This is a genomic window from Pseudoselenomonas ruminis (assembly GCF_008271295.1).
GTDB lineage: Bacteria > Bacillota > Negativicutes > Selenomonadales > Selenomonadaceae > Selenomonas_A > Selenomonas_A ruminis.
In genome coordinates this window covers 1-14369 of the sequence record NZ_VTOY01000010.1, presented here as the reverse complement: position 1 = coordinate 14369, position 14369 = coordinate 1, and the positions used below count along the sequence as shown (strand labels likewise).

The following is a 14369-nucleotide window of genomic DNA, read 5'->3' as shown; positions in this document are numbered from 1 at the left end:
CTCTCTTGAATTAGCAAAAATCATCCATTCGAATGTTCATTTTTGATCGGCGTGCCGAAAATCAGGTTATCGAGCAAACCGATAAGCTGATTGATTTCCGGTTTGGCAATCTGGCCCGACGCGCCAAGCTGATCGCCTTTAAGACGCATCTCATCGCTAATCAGCGATGAGAACAGTACCAAAGGAACCTTGCCTAAGCGCTCATCTTCACGAACCAGTTTCAACAGACGATGGCCATCCATTTTCGGCATCTCAACATCCGATACGATAACGCCGACATGATCTTCGATATTGCCTTCACGCTGCGAAAGCTCCTGCAAGTAGTTCCACGCATCCTGACCATTACCGAAATCGCGAATAAACCGATAACCGGACTCATGAAGCGTCGTAACCAGCAGGTCGCGAAGCATCGGCGAATCTTCCGCCACCACAACATGTACGTTGGAGCGCTTCGTTTTAACGTCTTCCGTAGCCTCTTCATACGTCGTGAGCTTGGCATTGATTTCCGGATTGATTTCCGCAATAATGGTCTCAAAATCCAACAGAAGAACAATACGGTCTTTCATCTTGACCAGGCCAACCACGCGGGACTGGTCGCCAACTTCCGGAGCTGGCTCCATATCCTTCCAGGAAATGCGGTGAATACGCGATACGTTCTCAACCAGGAAGCCAATGTTGTAATTGTTGATTTCCGTTACAATGATATTCTTCGGCTCTGCATTCGACTGCACATTGAGGCAGCGCGGTAAATTGACCAAAGGAATAGCTTTGCCACGCAGCGTAAATAAACCATCAACATACGGATGTGCCTGCGGCATCGTCGTCACCGGTGCACTCGTGATAACTTCTCTGACCTTTGCAACATTGATACCATAATTGACTTGACCAATGCTGAATTCTACAATTTCAAATTCATTGGTACCCGTCTCAAGAAGAATTCCTTTTTTATCTCCACTCGTCTCTGCTGCCATTAAATCGCCCCCATACTCGGATTCGTAATATCCCATTATAATTTCATCTCTTGATGTCATAATTCGCGCTAGAAAGTTAAAATCCTTCTATTCGTATGAAAAAAGTCCAACGAATCAATCATTTTCTTTCAAGTACGTCCATCCATCTTGTTCTACAATACGGCCCTCACGCATGAGATGTCCCAAGGCCCGCTTAAACGCTGCTTTGGAAATCTGGAACTTATCCCGGATGACTTCCGGTGATGTCTCATCACTATACGGCATTTTGCCATTGCGGCTCGCCAACAGTTCCAATATGCGTTCCGAATCGGTAATCAGCGCTTTTTCCTTTACTTCGCGCAGGGACGCATTCAAACGCCCATCCTGCCGCACATAAGTTACCCGGGCAGTAACGATTTCACCGACACGCGGACGGGTCTTTATTTCCTTATTGTCAATGAAGACGATATAGCGCTCATTGCTGAACATAAAGGCGCCGCTGTCCGTGTAGTTATAGATCGCCCCCGTGACCTTATCGCCCACGCGGACACCAACAGCCGGCTGCGAAGCGCGGCGCATTTCATCTTCGACTTCCATCGTCACAGCCAATCGGCCCGACTTATCCGTATAGAGCTTCGCCCATACGACTTCGCCAATCTGCGGACGGCCGCGCATGCCGGCATACGGCATAAAGATACCGCGCTCAGCCCCAACATCCAGGAAAGCACCATCGCGGCTGGTGTTGATTACCTTCAGTCTGGCAATCTGTCCCTCTTTCATCCGCGGGACCCTCATGCTGGCAGTCAAACGGCGTTTGGGGTCAAGATACAGGAACACCGTAACCTCGTCTCCGACTTTAACCGGTGCTGTCTGCTGCGTCTTGTGAAGCAAAATATCATCCGATGTGTTGCCCGTTTCTGCATCGAGAAATGCTCCCATTTCTCCCAAACGGGCAACTTTTAACGTGACCACCGTGCTCGGCCCGTATTTCCGTTTTTTTCTCTCTTCCATAGCATCCTCAATCAGTCTTCATAAGGAGTCAGCTCGGCATCACCCCAAAGGTGCTCCAAGGCGTAGTATTCACGGGCTTCCTGCATAAAGACATGAACGACGACATCGCCATAATCCATGAGAACCCACTCGCCTTCGCGATAGCCTTCCTTATGGTCGAAGGAAATTCCCGCTTTATCCATTTCTTCCTCTACGTTGTCGGCAATTGCCCGGACCTGCGTTGCCGTATTGGCCGAACAAATCACAAAATAATCAGTCGACGACGTCAATCCCTGCATATCCATTACTACAATATCACGTGCCTTTTTGTCGCTGGCTGCTTCACAGATGACTTTCGTCATTTCCTTAATCGTCAAAATAATTCCTCCTCTTAGTCATTATCCTTCGCCTGCTCTAATGTCTCAGCAGGAAATAGCTCCTGCATGCGTTTTTGTATCGCCGCTTCGTCCGGAACCCAAATGGTATCATCACCTTCCGCCACCGCGCCTGGCAGCATGATGCTGACAGGGGGGTCACTGCTCATGCTCCGCAGCACGTTAGCCAGATGCGCCGAATCAAAAATCTCGGCACTGGTCTCCATCTGTTGTTTGAAAATCTCCGCCACGGCTGGCAGCTTCGGTATGGTCTCAAACTGCAATAGCTTTTGGTACATCGCCTTGACAAATTTTTGCTGCCGCTGTACCCGGCCTACATCACCCAGTTCTTCACTGCGGTAACGCAGATACTGCCCTGCATGTTCACCATCCAAATGCTGGTAGCCTTGCCGGATATGAATCGAAAGCCCCGCCTCGGGGTCTTCATATTCCATATTGCCTTCCACATAAAGGTCTATTCCCCCAAGTACATCCACCAGCTTGGCAAACGTGGCCATATCAAGTGCTATATACTGATGAACCGACACCCCCAGTAAACTGCTCACCTGGCGCACCATCATCGACGGTCCGCCCAGGGCATAAACACTTTTAAGTTTCATCTGGCCGCCACGTTCTGGCAGTTCTATCCAAGTATCCCGGGGAATATTGATAAAACGAACTTTGCCCGTATCGTTCTCAAGGCTTATCAACAGAATCGTATCGGCTCGTTTTTCCTGCCCCCCGGTTTCATCGGCACCATCATCCAGCCCCATGACCAGTATATTCGTATACCCGTCAAACCTGGGGTCTATCTCGCCACGCCGTTCCTGCTGGCGTTCCGTATATCCGGCATACATATCCTGGTATTCCTGATAAATCCTGCCGCCCCAGGAAACCACCGTATAACCGACGTACAATATTCCTGCCATAATGGCGCCAAGAAACACCAACAGGAAAAACAAACGCAGCAAAGCCTTACGCCGTCGTCTGGCCTGTATTTTTCGTTTGCGCAGGATGTTTTCCCGCGTACTCGTATACTGTTCCTTTCCCATAGGCTTTCCTTCTTTGCTTATTCTCCAGTCCTTACCGGATTTTTTTCAGCAGCAGCTCGTTTCGTGCCAGCACCGTATCCGGATGAATCAGATGGCCCTTGGCCACTACAAACTGAATCGACTGGCTGAATCCTGCCAGCATCATATCATCTAATGGCGCTTCCGCGGCTAACTGCCGCAGTTTCTCCACGCCCGGATAATCACGGCCTGGCTCAATCATGTCTGCGAACCAAATGATTTTATCCAAATCCGTCATCTTTGAGCCGCCAACTGTATGGCGCCAGATTGCCTGTTCCACTTCTGCATCCTCAACCTGATAGATTTCCCGGACGCGTTTTGCCCCGATATAAGCATGCAGCAGCAGCGGCATCGCCTGTTCGACAGGGCCAATGACGATATTGCGCTTTTGCGCCTCGTCAATCATATCTTCATTGGCAAATTCCCGGGCACAATCATGCAAAAGGCCAGCCACCCGGGCCTGCTGTTTATCCACACCAAACCGCTCCGCCAGAAATACAGCAGTCTCTGACACACCCACCGAATGGGCAAACCGCCCCGGCTTGAGACGCTTTGCCAGCTCTTCCTTCATGGCTTCATAACTCATGCCAAAACTCATCGATATAAACCTTCTTTTATTATATATGCTTCCACTGCCGCCGGCACCAAGTACTTAATGCTTTTGCCGTCACGGACCCGCTCACGGATATCGGTCGAAGAAATCTCAAGTTCCGGCACAGCCAAAAAATGAATCTTTTCTTCTGCAAGCTGGCCAAAGCGCTTCCGCAAATCTTCCTTATCTACAGGAGCCCCCGGTCTCGTTGTCCCGACGAAATGACAACTTGCCAGCAGTTCGTCGATATGATACCAGGTGTGCAGTTCATTGATGGTATCCGAGCCAGTGATGAAATACAATTCCGCATTGGCGCCATACCGTTCCTGCAGTTCCCGTACGGTCAGCAGGGAATAAGACGGCCCTTTCCGCTCCAATTCCTGTTTCGATACATGGAACCCAGGATTCGAACAGACTGCCAGCTGGGTCATCATCAAACGATGATAGGCCGGAACCACTTTGCGCCCCTGTTTATGCGGCGGATTCGCCGCGGGGATAAACAGGACCAGGTCAAGCGCAAAAGCTTCCCGGACCTGTTCGGCAATTGCCAGATGTGCTATATGGATAGGATCGAACGTTCCTCCCATAATGCCGATCCGACGAACCGGCTGCAACGCATCGTCCATGGCATCAAAGCCTCCCTTTCATCCCCATGAGGATTGCCAGCACAACCCCAATGGTCATTACAATCAGAAGGACAGCCCTTCCATAATCTTTGGCATCATGACTCCCTTTCGGCGTAGCCAGATACTGTTTTACCGTACGAATATAGCCGTAGAGGCTGTTCATTCGCGAATCTGCCCCTCTCCATAGATGAGATACTTCATGCTGGTAAGTTCTTCCAGCCCCATCGGCCCTCTGGCATGAAGTTTCTGGGTACTGATGCCGATTTCAGCCCCGAACCCAAATTCAAAACCATCCGTAAACCGCGTCGAAGCATTGACATATACCGCCGAAGCATCCACTTCCCGCTGGAACCGGTGCGCATTGGTAAGATTACGCGTCACAATCGATTCCGAATGGCCCGTATTATACTGATTGATATGGGCGATTGCCTCATCAATATCCCTTACGACTTTGACAGACAAAATCAAATCGCCATATTCCGTAGACCAGTCTTCCTCAGCCGCTGGCAGGAAAGCCTCCGAAATTGCCTGGCAGCTCGCGCAGCCACGCAGCTCGACTTTCTTCGCCTGCATTGCTTCCACGAGCTTCGGCAGGAATTCATCCGCCACCGCCTCATGGACAAGCAGTGTCTCCATCGCATTGCATACCGATGGATGTGACGTTTTGGCATTAACGGCAATGCGGATGGCCATATCCTGATCCGCAGAATCATCCACAAAAGTGTGGCAGACACCAGTTCCCGTCTGAATAACAGGTACCGAGCTGTTTTTCACAATATGGTTAATGAGTCCGGCACCACCGCGCGGAATGATTACATCGAGCAGACCGGATAAATGCGTCATGACGTCTACCGCAGCCCGGTCGGTAATCTCAACGAATTGCAGTGCGCCTTCGGGGATTCCATTTTCATACGCAGCTTGGGCCAGCAGGGAGCTGATTGCCGTATTGGAACGGATTGCCTCAGAACCACCGCGCAGGATAACGGCATTGCCTGATTTCAGGCAAAGGCCGGCTGCATCAGCAGTCACATTTGGCCGCGCCTCGTAGATAATGCCGATGACGCCCAGAGGAACGCGCACGCGGCGAATCTCCAAACCATTGGGACGGATGGTCGAATAGTTGCCCTGGCAAACAGGATCGGGCAGAGCAGCCGTCTGGCGAAGTCCTTCTGCCATTTGACGAATCCTCGTCTCATTGAGCATCAGCCGGTCAAGATAGGAGCGTTTTAACCCTTTTTGACGCGCATCTTCCAGATCCTGCTCGTTGGCAGCCAGGATCATGGCGCTGCGCTTTTCCAACACATCCGCCATGGCCATGAGCGCCTTGTTTTTCACGCTAGTCGACAATACGCCCAATTTACGACTGGCTTTGCGGGCTTCTTCTGCCTTTGTTCTCATCACTGCTTCGATATCCATCCAAAATTCCTCCTCTGGTAATCAGACCATCAAAACCATATTGTCTCGATGAATGACTTCTTCAGGAATATCGCCATCTACCAAGGTGGCAAATTCTTCCGTTTTATGCCCCAACAACTTTCGCAGAATATCTGCTTTATAATTCACGATGCCACGGGCAATCTCCTGCCGCTTTGTATTAAGCACGCGTACGGTATTGCCTTCGCAAAAATCGCCTTCACATTCCAGGACACCGGCAGCCAATAGACTCGAGCCGTTTTCGCACATAGCCTCTGCGCAGCCATCGTCCACCACGATTTCGCCTGCCAGCCGCTTGCCAAAGGCCAGCCAGCTTTTGCGTACCCGCAGATGCGATTCCCGCGCCGGAAATACCGTCCCAATTTGCTCGCCAGCCAAAATACCGCGAATAGCGCCTTCTCTTGACCCGGAAGCAATAACCATCGTAACGCCGGCACTCATGGCAATCTGGGCGGCCTGAATTTTGGTCATCATGCCGCCAGTTCCCAGTCTTGAACCGGCACCACCAGCAATCTGCTCCACTTCCGGCGTGATTTCCGGAATCTCATAAATGAGCTTTGCATCGGGATTCGTCGACGGATTCGCCGTATAAAGTCCCTCAATATCCGAAAGGATAATCAACGCATCGGCATCAATAAGCGTAGCCACCATTGCAGAAAGATTGTCATTGTCGCCAATCTTTATCTCATCAACGGCCACGGCATCATTCTCATTGATTACCGGAATTGCTCCCATTGAGAGCAGCGCTAAAAGCGAATTGCGCGAATGAATATATTGATGATGGCGGACAGAATTCTCCTTGGTCAAAAGGACCTGCCCCATCGTCTGCCCGTATTCGGCAAACAATTTCTCGTAGATATGCATGAGCACACCCTGACCAATTGCAGCAATAGCCTGTTTTTCCGGAATCGAATCCGGCTTTTTGGAAAGTCCCAGTTTCCCCAGGCCAGCGGCAATGGCTCCCGAAGAAACCAACACCATTTCCTTACCTTGGTTGCGTAGATCCGCTAACTCGCGGATCAAATGGTCAATGCGGTAGAGATCCAGCTTGCCAGTCTCATGTGCCAGCGTACTGGTTCCCACCTTGACAACGATGCGCTTTGCTTCGCGCAGCCGCTCTCTTGCGTTCATAGGCTCGCCCCCGTTTTACGGCAGTTCGATTTTCGGATTCTCAAAGTTTTTCTTGTAAAGCAGTCCATTACGTCCAATAATCTGGATGAGATTGACATCTGCGCGCTCAGCCAGCATCGTGATGGCATCTTCCGGTTCTTCCAGGCAATTCTGCAAAACGCGGACCTTGATTAACTCGCGCTTTTTAATGGCCTCGCGGGCAGCCTGAACAACCGATGGCGTAACGCCTTCCTTGCCCATCATGACTACCGGCTCCAGTTTATGACCCATCGAACGCAGAAAACTCTTCTGCTTGCCGGTCAATGAATTTCTAAGCAAAATATATCCTCCTGTATTTTCTCTTACTCGCGGAACTCAAATTCCATAGCACCGATATGAACCGTATCGCCTTCTTTGATTCCCTTGGCCTTCAACTTACTGTCAATACCTTTAATGCGCCAGATATACTGGAAACGGCGAACTGCCTCATCATTGAGGAAGTTCGTCATCGCCACGAGCTTCTCCAGCGATTTGCCCGATACGACGAAATCGCCGCTGATGTCTCGCGAAATCGTCACTTTCTCCGGGTCTTCCGCATTTTCATCATAGACTTTTACGTCATCTTCCGTCTCTGGCTCTTCCACATAATTGTCCAGCCATTCACCAACATAGCTGATGAGTTCGGCAACGCCCTGACGGGTTGCGGCAGAAATCTCAAAGAATTTCAAGCCTTCTTCTTCGGCCAGTTTCTTAAGCCGCGGAATATTTTCGGCAGCTTCAGGAATATCCATCTTATTGGCCACCAGAATCTGCGTACGGCGTGCAATCTTCTCACTGTATTTTTTCAGCTCAGCATTGATTTTATAATAATCCTCTACCGGATCGCGGCCTTCAAGCCCCGATGCATCGACAATGTGCAGGATCAGTTTCGTGCGTTCTACATGGCGCAGGAAATCATGACCGAGGCCAACGCCGTCAGCGGCCCCTTCGATAAGACCCGGAATATCCGCCATGACAAAGCTCTTCTCATAGTCGGTCTTTACAACGCCCAAAACCGGCGTAATCGTCGTAAAGTGATACTCCGCAATTTCCGGTCTGGCAGCGGAACAGCTGGCCACCAAGCTCGACTTACCGACGCTCGGATACCCGACCAAGCCAACATCGGCCAAAAGTTTCAACTCCAAAATCAGATTGCGTGCTTCACCCGGTTCACCAAACTCGGCAAACGTCGGAGCGCGGTTCGCGGAATTGGCAAACTTCGCATTGCCGCGTCCCCCGCGGCCGCCTTTGCAGATAACAGCTTCCTGGCCGATTTCGGTGAGATCCGCCAAAACTTCTCCCGTTTCCTCATCTTTTACGATAGTTCCTGCGGGAACCTTTACATAACATGCTGGCGCATTGGCTCCATACTGATTCTTGATATCGCCATTTTCACCGTTCTTGCCGTTGAATTTACGATGAAACCGGAAATCCAGCAGCGTATTCATATTCGGGTCGACAACAAAAATCACATCTCCGCCGCGGCCGCCATCGCCGCCAGACGGACCTCCATTCGGCACGAATTTCTCGCGGCGAAATGCAGATTTTCCATGTCCGCCATCACCAGCTTTGCAAATGACCTTCGTGCGATCAATAAATTGCATGATTTGCCTCCTTTTCCTTACACTTTCCTGCCTTGTGATGAATAAAAGTAAAAGCCGGCATTGTGTTCAATACCGGCTCTTACCTTTATGCACCACAACGCAACTTAACGCCGTTACTATATGTTCAATATAACAATACCTGCGCAGACCAAAAGAATGCGCAGGTACCTATATATCTTGGCTTACATAGCAGCCTGTTCTTCAGCCGTGTAGACGCTAACCTGACGGTTGTAGCGGCCTTTGCGCTCAAAAGCTACCTTGCCGGCAACCTTTGCGAACAGCGTATCGTCCTTACCGATACCAACATTGTGGCCCGGGTGGAAATGCGTACCACGCTGACGGACGAGGATGCTGCCAGCCGTTACGACCGTGCCGGCATGCTCCTTGACGCCCAGACGTTTGGACTCGCTGTCGCGGCCATTACGCGTGGAGCTAACACCCTTTTTGTGAGCGAATAACTGTAAATCAAAAACGAACATCATATTCACCTCCGTTATTTCAGGATACGAACAGCCTCCGGACTGAGCTTCTGAATCTCTATCAGTCCTAGAAGCATCGACTGCAAAATTGCTTCCGTGAGATCATCGGGATCGCACTTGAGCTCTACCAAGAGCTTTCCACTCGCAACATCATAATCGACTTCGCGATGCAGGTACTCCATTATGCCCAAAAGTGCCGTCTGCGTAAGCGAGGAAACTCCCGCACAGACAATATCCTGGCCATGCTCTGCCGTGCCGCTATGGCCGGATACAGAAAAACCAGTTATCTTCCCATCTGATTTTGAAAAAACACGAATTTCAATCATGCATTAAGCTTCGATTTTCTCGATAACAACCTTCGTGAACGGCTGACGATGCCCCTGACGTTTACGATAGTTGGATTTAGCCTTGTATTTGAAAACAAGAATCTTCTTATCTTTGCCCTGAGCCTCGACTTTACCCGTTACTTTGGCACCTTCAACAACCGGTTTGCCGACTTTGACATCAGCGCCCTCGACAACCGTCAGGACTTCGTCAAAAACAACAGCTTCACCTTCGTTAGCAGCCAGCTTCTCAACCGTGATTACATCACCCTCGGAAACCTTGTACTGCTTGCCACCAGTTTTGATAATAGCGTACATAAAAACACCTCCCTATAGATTACTCGCCAGCTGCGGTACAGCTGAACTCGCCAGCTGATTTTAGGAACCCCGCTGTGCGGTTGGGGATGGGCATAAAGCCCAATAGACGCACAATGCATCTACAGTAGAAAAGTTTATCATAGCCCCTAGGTGATGTCAAGCAAAAACTCGCGGTTACCTGCACATGTTTCCACGAAAAAACAAACAGGCAAATCAAACGATTGCCTGTTTGTGTAATCCTGCTTATAGTTTAAACTTTCCAATAGCCGACTGCATATCCGTAGCCATATTTGCCAGGGCCTGCGATGCTGCCGCAATCTCTTCATTAGAAGCCGATTGTTCTTCGGCAGCTGCCGAAATCACCTGCGTATGGTCCGAAGTCTTGCGGCTGATTGTATCAATCGAATCCACGGCCGCCACAATGTTATTGGCTCCCGTGGAAACCTTTTCTACCGAAGCATTGATTTCTCCCATTTGCGACTTGATTCCATTGACCATGGAAAGAATTCCCTCAAATTGCTCGCCAACCTCACGGATTGCATCCGTACCAATTTTCACTTCGTCTGTGCCAGACTGCATAGCGTTGACGGCCTCAAAGGTATCCTTCTGAATCGAAGCAATCCGCGCCTTAATCTGTTCAGCCGACTCCTGCGATTCAGCTGCGAGTTTGCGCACTTCCTCCGCTACAACGGCAAATCCCCTTCCATGCTCGCCAGCACGGGCAGCCTCAATAGCTGCATTGAGCGACAGGAGATTCGTCTGTTCGGCAATCGACGAAATCGCTTCTACAATCTGGCCAATCTGATTGCTGTTTTCGCCGAGCTTTTGGACCACTTCGGCCGATGCGATAACGCTGCGCTCGATATTGCCCATGCGGTTTACCGCATTTTCCATCAGCTGCGAACCTTTTTGTGCAGCCTCGGCCGTGCGATTGGAGGTCTCCGTAACCGTCTGTGCCTTCTCAGCCATAACCGATACGTCAGCATAAACTTTATCGACATCTTTTTTGGCGCCATCGATATCACTTAGCTGCTGTTCCATGCTGTTTGAAACATCGGCTACCGTTTCAGCTACATGCACCGAAGCTTCCGCTGATTGCTGTGCATTTGCCGTCAGCTCCTCCGAAGAAGCCGCTACCTGCTCACTGGTTGCTGCCATCTTCGTGATGAGTTTGCGCAAATTCTCACTCATTGTATTGAAGGCAGATGTCAAAGCGCCAATCTCGTCAGATGACTCCACAGGCAGTTTTTTCATTGACAAATTGCCATCAGCCAGCTGCGTTGCATGAGATTCCAGCCGGGAAACCGGCGTTACGATACGGCCGGCAAAAGAACGGCAAATTCCCAGTGCCAGCAGGAGTCCAATCACCGTAAGTATTGCAAAGATGATTTTCAAATGACGCAATGGCGCAAACACAAACGAGGTCGGTACAGAAATTCCCATTATCCAGCCAGTAGAAGGTACCGTCTGATAGGCAAACACTTTTTCTTCGCCATTAATCGTCGTCTCGAAATACCCTTCGCCGTTCTTGACCATTTCATCAAAATGATTGCCAAGGCCATCAATATCCTTAAAGCTCTTCATAGGTTCTCCTGCCCCCGAAGTTGCGAGGATATTGCCACTCTTCTCCATGACGATGCCAGCGCCTTCGCCATGATACTTCATCTTATTAACCTGATCCGTAATCGCATCGAGCGTAATATCTACGCAAGTTGCACCGATGAATTTACCATCTGCCTTAACCGGAGCCGCTACGGAGACAACCAGTTTTCCCGTGCTGGCAGCTACATACGCTTCCGTGAACAAGGCTTTATCCTGAGCTTTTGCTTCTTTATACCACGGACGCTGACGCGGGTCACGCTTGCCAGTCTTATCTCCCGTATAGTAGCCAACCCACCAGCCGTCTTCCGTACCACCTGTCATCTCAAGGATTTCCTTATCGGTAATCGTCGTACCGAGTGTCTCCTTGCGGTGCATAATGTCATAATTGCCGTTCAGGCTGGTCATATAGTTTGTCGTAGCCACACCAAAAGCCTTTTTTTCCTTCAGCCAGCCATCAAGCTCCATAGCTTCACGGGAAACGGTAGCTCTAAGCTCACTGTCTACACTCTGTTGCAGCTCCCTGCTGGCCATCCAATAGCCCACAATAGCAACTACTGCCATCAGGAATCCCATTATTCCCGACAACAACATAAATTTTTTCTTCAACCCCATATACACTTTCCCCCTTTAAACATCCTTTGTACAAGAATATATTTTGCTAATTATCTTATTCGCCATATTTATTTAAAATCCTAGCGACTCAAAGGAAGAATAAAAAAACTCCGTCAGGACGAAAAGTCCCAACGGAGTTTTAACTATCATGCCCGCATAAACAAATTGATGAGGAATGCGATGCTGACCAGCCACATAATCAGGCTGACCTCACGCCATTTACCGCCTAAAGTCTTGATGAAGGAAAAGCTGATAAAACCAAAAGCAAAGCCATTGGCAATAGAAGACGTCAACGGCATCATGATGATGGTCAAAAATGCCGGCAGCGCATCCGTGAAATCCTGGAAATTAATCTTGCCAACTTCGCTCATCATCAAAGCACCGACCAGAATTAGCGGCGGAGCAGTTGCAAAGCCTGGAACCAAGCCAATAAGCGGTGCAAACAACAGCGAAATCAAGAAAAGAACGGCAACCGTAACCGCCGTAAGACCAGTCTTGCCGCCAGCGGCGATACCAGCTGCACTTTCAATATAGGAAGTAACCGTCGAAGTACCAAAAATCGAACTGCAAATCGTACCAACTGCATCCGTAGTCAAGGCGCGGTCGATGTTTTCAATCTCACCATTTGGCTTTACCATCTTGGCTTTTGATGTAAGACCAATCAGCGTTCCCATATTATCGAAAAGCTCTACGACCGTGAACGTAAAGATAATTGAAACGATTCCGTAGTTCCAGGCGCCGGCGATATCGAGCTGGCCAAACGTCTCACCCATATGCGGCAGGGACGGGCTGATGACATCAGCAAACGAATGCGGAACCGGCGAATATCCCATAGCCATGGAAAGCAGCGTCGTCAGTACGATACCAATCAGAATCGAACCTTGAACATTACGGGCCATAAGTGCACCCGTGACAACAAGACCAAACATCGACAGGGCCGTAGTCGGATTCGTTACATGGCCAAGCGTGATAAAAGTCGCCGGGTCACTTACAATAAGCCCTGTGCCCTTCAAACCAATGAAGGCAATGAACAGACCAATACCAACGCCAATGGCAACGCGGAGGTTCTGCGGCACCGCATTGATGATAGCCTGACGGATGTGACTGATTGTCAGCAGCAAAAATAAAACACCCGAGAAGAAAACCGCTCCCAATGCTACCGTCCAGTGCAAATGCAAAACACCGCAAACGTAATAAGCAAAGAAGGCATTAAGTCCCATGCCCGGAGCTAAGGCTACCGGGTAATTGGCAAAAACACCCATTACCATCGTCGAGAGCGCAGCAATCCAAATTGTCGAGGCAATCGCAGCATCTTTTGGAATACCTGCATCAGCTAAAATATTCGGATTGACAAACATGATATACGACAGGGCAATAAATGTCGTAAAACCAGCAAGGATTTCTGTCCTAACTGTTGACTGCTTCTCCCGGATTTTAAAGAAACGCTCCAGGAAGGTCGGCTGACCCGTTTGTGCTTGCATAAAAATAAAAGCCTCCTCTTTCTGGGCTTCCATAAATGCTCAGCCCAAAAAGAAAAGACTCCAATGATTAATAATCCCATAAATAATCATGCGCAATTTCCCTTGTAGACTGTGACAGTTTACGGCTGCCTGGTAGAAACGCCCGCACCGTATCAGCGGGCTTATACAAGTAATATGACAGTTAAAAGAATAACAAAGAAAAAGACCTATGTCAATTTGAAAAATAACCGGCAATTTTCTAATAATTACTATAATATATATCCATTTTTGCATAAAAAAAAGCCCTGAAAAATCAGAGCTTTAATTCGCAAGTGGCGGAGTGGAGAGGATTCGAACCTCCGCACCGGTTACCCAGCCTAACGATTTAGCAAACCGTCCTCTTCAGCCTCTTGAGTACCACTCCATATATATGGCAGGGGCAGTAAGAATCGAACTCACAACCTACGGTTTTGGAGACCGTTGCTCTACCAATTGAGCTATACCCCTAATAGTTAAAATGGGGCGACTTATGGGGATCGAACCCATGCATGCTGGAGCCACAATCCAGTGTGTTAACCGCTTCACCAAAGCCGCCATTAAAACCGGCAACTACCTATCCTCCCAGTCCGTCTCCAGACAAGTACTTTCGGCGTTTATGTGCTTAACTACTGTGTTCGGTATGGGAACAGGTGGAACCACATAGCTATCGTTACCGGATATTCAGTTGAATGAACTATGTCCACTCAAAACTATACAGAAGATATTATGTCAAACATTTTAGCTCTT

16 protein-coding genes, 3 tRNA genes, 1 rRNA gene and 1 riboswitch are annotated in these 14369 nt (G+C 49.4%); all 20 genes read right to left on the bottom strand.

Features of this window, described 5'->3' with window-relative positions; all coding sequences use genetic code 11:
* Nucleotides 1-20 precede the first annotated feature (20 nt).
* Nucleotides 21-971, bottom strand: a complete 951-nt coding sequence (locus FZ040_RS10575) for a chemotaxis protein (RefSeq protein WP_149171950.1) — start codon at nucleotides 969-971, stop codon at nucleotides 21-23.
* A gap of 114 nt (nucleotides 972-1085) precedes the next feature.
* Nucleotides 1086-1961, bottom strand: coding sequence for a CvfB family protein (locus FZ040_RS10570; RefSeq protein ID WP_149171949.1), 876 nt, complete (start codon nucleotides 1959-1961; stop codon nucleotides 1086-1088).
* An 11-nt stretch (nucleotides 1962-1972) separates the two neighbouring features.
* Complete coding sequence (gene rsfS / locus FZ040_RS10565; RefSeq protein ID WP_143558764.1) at nucleotides 1973-2302, bottom strand: ribosome silencing factor; 330 nt, start codon at nucleotides 2300-2302, stop codon at nucleotides 1973-1975.
* Between the two features lie 29 nt (nucleotides 2303-2331).
* The gene (locus tag FZ040_RS10560) at nucleotides 2332-3366 is read right to left on the bottom strand and encodes an LCP family protein (RefSeq protein ID WP_149171948.1); all 1035 of its coding nucleotides are present in this window, start codon (nucleotides 3364-3366) and stop codon (nucleotides 2332-2334) included.
* 31 nt (nucleotides 3367-3397) lie between these two features.
* On the bottom strand, nucleotides 3398-3982 hold the full coding sequence (yqeK, locus tag FZ040_RS10555; protein ID WP_255448846.1) for a bis(5'-nucleosyl)-tetraphosphatase (symmetrical) YqeK: 585 nt from the start codon (nucleotides 3980-3982) through the stop codon (nucleotides 3398-3400).
* A complete protein-coding gene (gene nadD / locus FZ040_RS10550; protein ID WP_149171947.1) occupies nucleotides 3979-4602 on the bottom strand; it encodes a nicotinate-nucleotide adenylyltransferase in 624 nt (207 codons plus the stop codon). Before nadD ends, yqeK begins: the two co-directional genes overlap by 4 nt.
* A gap of 4 nt (nucleotides 4603-4606) precedes the next feature.
* Nucleotides 4607-4765: a hypothetical protein gene (locus FZ040_RS14005; RefSeq protein WP_187620306.1), complete on the bottom strand. Its 159-nt coding sequence runs from the start codon at nucleotides 4763-4765 to the stop codon at nucleotides 4607-4609.
* Complete coding sequence (locus FZ040_RS10545) at nucleotides 4762-6018, bottom strand: glutamate-5-semialdehyde dehydrogenase (RefSeq protein ID WP_149171946.1); 1257 nt, start codon at nucleotides 6016-6018, stop codon at nucleotides 4762-4764. Before FZ040_RS10545 ends, FZ040_RS14005 begins: the two co-directional genes overlap by 4 nt.
* A 21-nt stretch (nucleotides 6019-6039) precedes the next feature.
* Entirely contained in the window at nucleotides 6040-7167 is a 1128-nt protein-coding gene (gene proB, locus FZ040_RS10540; protein ID WP_149171945.1) for a glutamate 5-kinase, read from the bottom strand.
* 15 nt (nucleotides 7168-7182) lie between these two features.
* Nucleotides 7183-7485, bottom strand: a complete 303-nt coding sequence (yhbY, locus tag FZ040_RS10535) for a ribosome assembly RNA-binding protein YhbY (RefSeq protein WP_074515807.1) — start codon at nucleotides 7483-7485, stop codon at nucleotides 7183-7185.
* Nucleotides 7486-7508: 23 nt separating this feature from the next.
* Nucleotides 7509-8789 (bottom strand): GTPase ObgE, encoded by a 1281-nt coding sequence (gene obgE / locus FZ040_RS10530; protein WP_149171944.1) that lies wholly within the window; start codon nucleotides 8787-8789, stop codon nucleotides 7509-7511.
* Nucleotides 8790-8971: 182 nt separating this feature from the next.
* Nucleotides 8972-9268, bottom strand: coding sequence for a 50S ribosomal protein L27 (gene rpmA, locus FZ040_RS10525; protein WP_149171999.1), 297 nt, complete (start codon nucleotides 9266-9268; stop codon nucleotides 8972-8974).
* 14 nt (nucleotides 9269-9282) lie between these two features.
* Entirely contained in the window at nucleotides 9283-9594 is a 312-nt protein-coding gene (locus FZ040_RS10520; protein ID WP_149171943.1) for a ribosomal-processing cysteine protease Prp, read from the bottom strand.
* Nucleotides 9595-9597: 3 nt separating this feature from the next.
* Nucleotides 9598-9909, bottom strand: coding sequence for a 50S ribosomal protein L21 (gene rplU / locus FZ040_RS10515; RefSeq protein WP_033170341.1), 312 nt, complete (start codon nucleotides 9907-9909; stop codon nucleotides 9598-9600).
* Between the two features lie 243 nt (nucleotides 9910-10152).
* Nucleotides 10153-12123 carry a methyl-accepting chemotaxis protein gene (locus FZ040_RS10510; protein ID WP_149171942.1) on the bottom strand — a complete coding sequence of 657 codons (1971 nt, stop codon included), beginning with the start codon at nucleotides 12121-12123 and terminating at the stop codon, nucleotides 10153-10155.
* 146 nt (nucleotides 12124-12269) lie between these two features.
* On the bottom strand, nucleotides 12270-13604 hold the full coding sequence (locus FZ040_RS10505; RefSeq protein WP_149171941.1) for an NCS2 family permease: 1335 nt from the start codon (nucleotides 13602-13604) through the stop codon (nucleotides 12270-12272).
* A gap of 85 nt (nucleotides 13605-13689) precedes the next feature.
* A riboswitch (purine riboswitch) is annotated at nucleotides 13690-13793 on the bottom strand.
* Between the two features lie 123 nt (nucleotides 13794-13916).
* A tRNA-Ser gene (locus FZ040_RS10500) sits at nucleotides 13917-14007 on the bottom strand.
* Between the two features lie 7 nt (nucleotides 14008-14014).
* Nucleotides 14015-14090, bottom strand: a tRNA-Trp gene (locus FZ040_RS10495).
* An 11-nt stretch (nucleotides 14091-14101) separates the two neighbouring features.
* Nucleotides 14102-14177: transfer RNA gene (locus tag FZ040_RS10490), tRNA-His, on the bottom strand.
* A gap of 6 nt (nucleotides 14178-14183) precedes the next feature.
* Nucleotides 14184-14300: ribosomal RNA gene (gene rrf, locus FZ040_RS10485) — 5S ribosomal RNA — on the bottom strand.
* Nucleotides 14301-14369 lie beyond the last annotated feature (69 nt).

Bases quoted from the DNA above. Each gene is read 5' to 3' on its own strand.
- FZ040_RS10560 (WP_149171948.1), bottom strand. From the start codon at position 3,366: ATGGGAAAGGAACAGTATACGAGTACGCGGGAAAACATCCTGCGCAAA.
- FZ040_RS14005 (WP_187620306.1), bottom strand. From the start codon at position 4,765: ATGAACAGCCTCTACGGCTATATTCGTACGGTAAAACAGTATCTGGCT.
- nadD (WP_149171947.1), bottom strand. From the start codon at position 4,602: ATGGACGATGCGTTGCAGCCGGTTCGTCGGATCGGCATTATGGGAGGA.
- rpmA (WP_149171999.1), bottom strand. From the start codon at position 9,268: ATGTTCGTTTTTGATTTACAGTTATTCGCTCACAAAAAGGGTGTTAGC.
- yqeK (WP_255448846.1), bottom strand. From the start codon at position 3,982: ATGAGTTTTGGCATGAGTTATGAAGCCATGAAGGAAGAGCTGGCAAAG.
- obgE (WP_149171944.1), bottom strand. From the start codon at position 8,789: ATGCAATTTATTGATCGCACGAAGGTCATTTGCAAAGCTGGTGATGGC.
- proB (WP_149171945.1), bottom strand. From the start codon at position 7,167: ATGAACGCAAGAGAGCGGCTGCGCGAAGCAAAGCGCATCGTTGTCAAG.
- FZ040_RS10505 (WP_149171941.1), bottom strand. From the start codon at position 13,604: ATGCAAGCACAAACGGGTCAGCCGACCTTCCTGGAGCGTTTCTTTAAA.
- FZ040_RS10510 (WP_149171942.1), bottom strand. From the start codon at position 12,123: ATGGGGTTGAAGAAAAAATTTATGTTGTTGTCGGGAATAATGGGATTC.
- FZ040_RS10520 (WP_149171943.1), bottom strand. From the start codon at position 9,594: ATGATTGAAATTCGTGTTTTTTCAAAATCAGATGGGAAGATAACTGGT.
- FZ040_RS10570 (WP_149171949.1), bottom strand. From the start codon at position 1,961: ATGGAAGAGAGAAAAAAACGGAAATACGGGCCGAGCACGGTGGTCACG.
- rsfS (WP_143558764.1), bottom strand. From the start codon at position 2,302: ATGACGAAAGTCATCTGTGAAGCAGCCAGCGACAAAAAGGCACGTGAT.
- FZ040_RS10545 (WP_149171946.1), bottom strand. From the start codon at position 6,018: ATGGATATCGAAGCAGTGATGAGAACAAAGGCAGAAGAAGCCCGCAAA.
- FZ040_RS10575 (WP_149171950.1), bottom strand. From the start codon at position 971: ATGGCAGCAGAGACGAGTGGAGATAAAAAAGGAATTCTTCTTGAGACG.
- rplU (WP_033170341.1), bottom strand. From the start codon at position 9,909: ATGTACGCTATTATCAAAACTGGTGGCAAGCAGTACAAGGTTTCCGAG.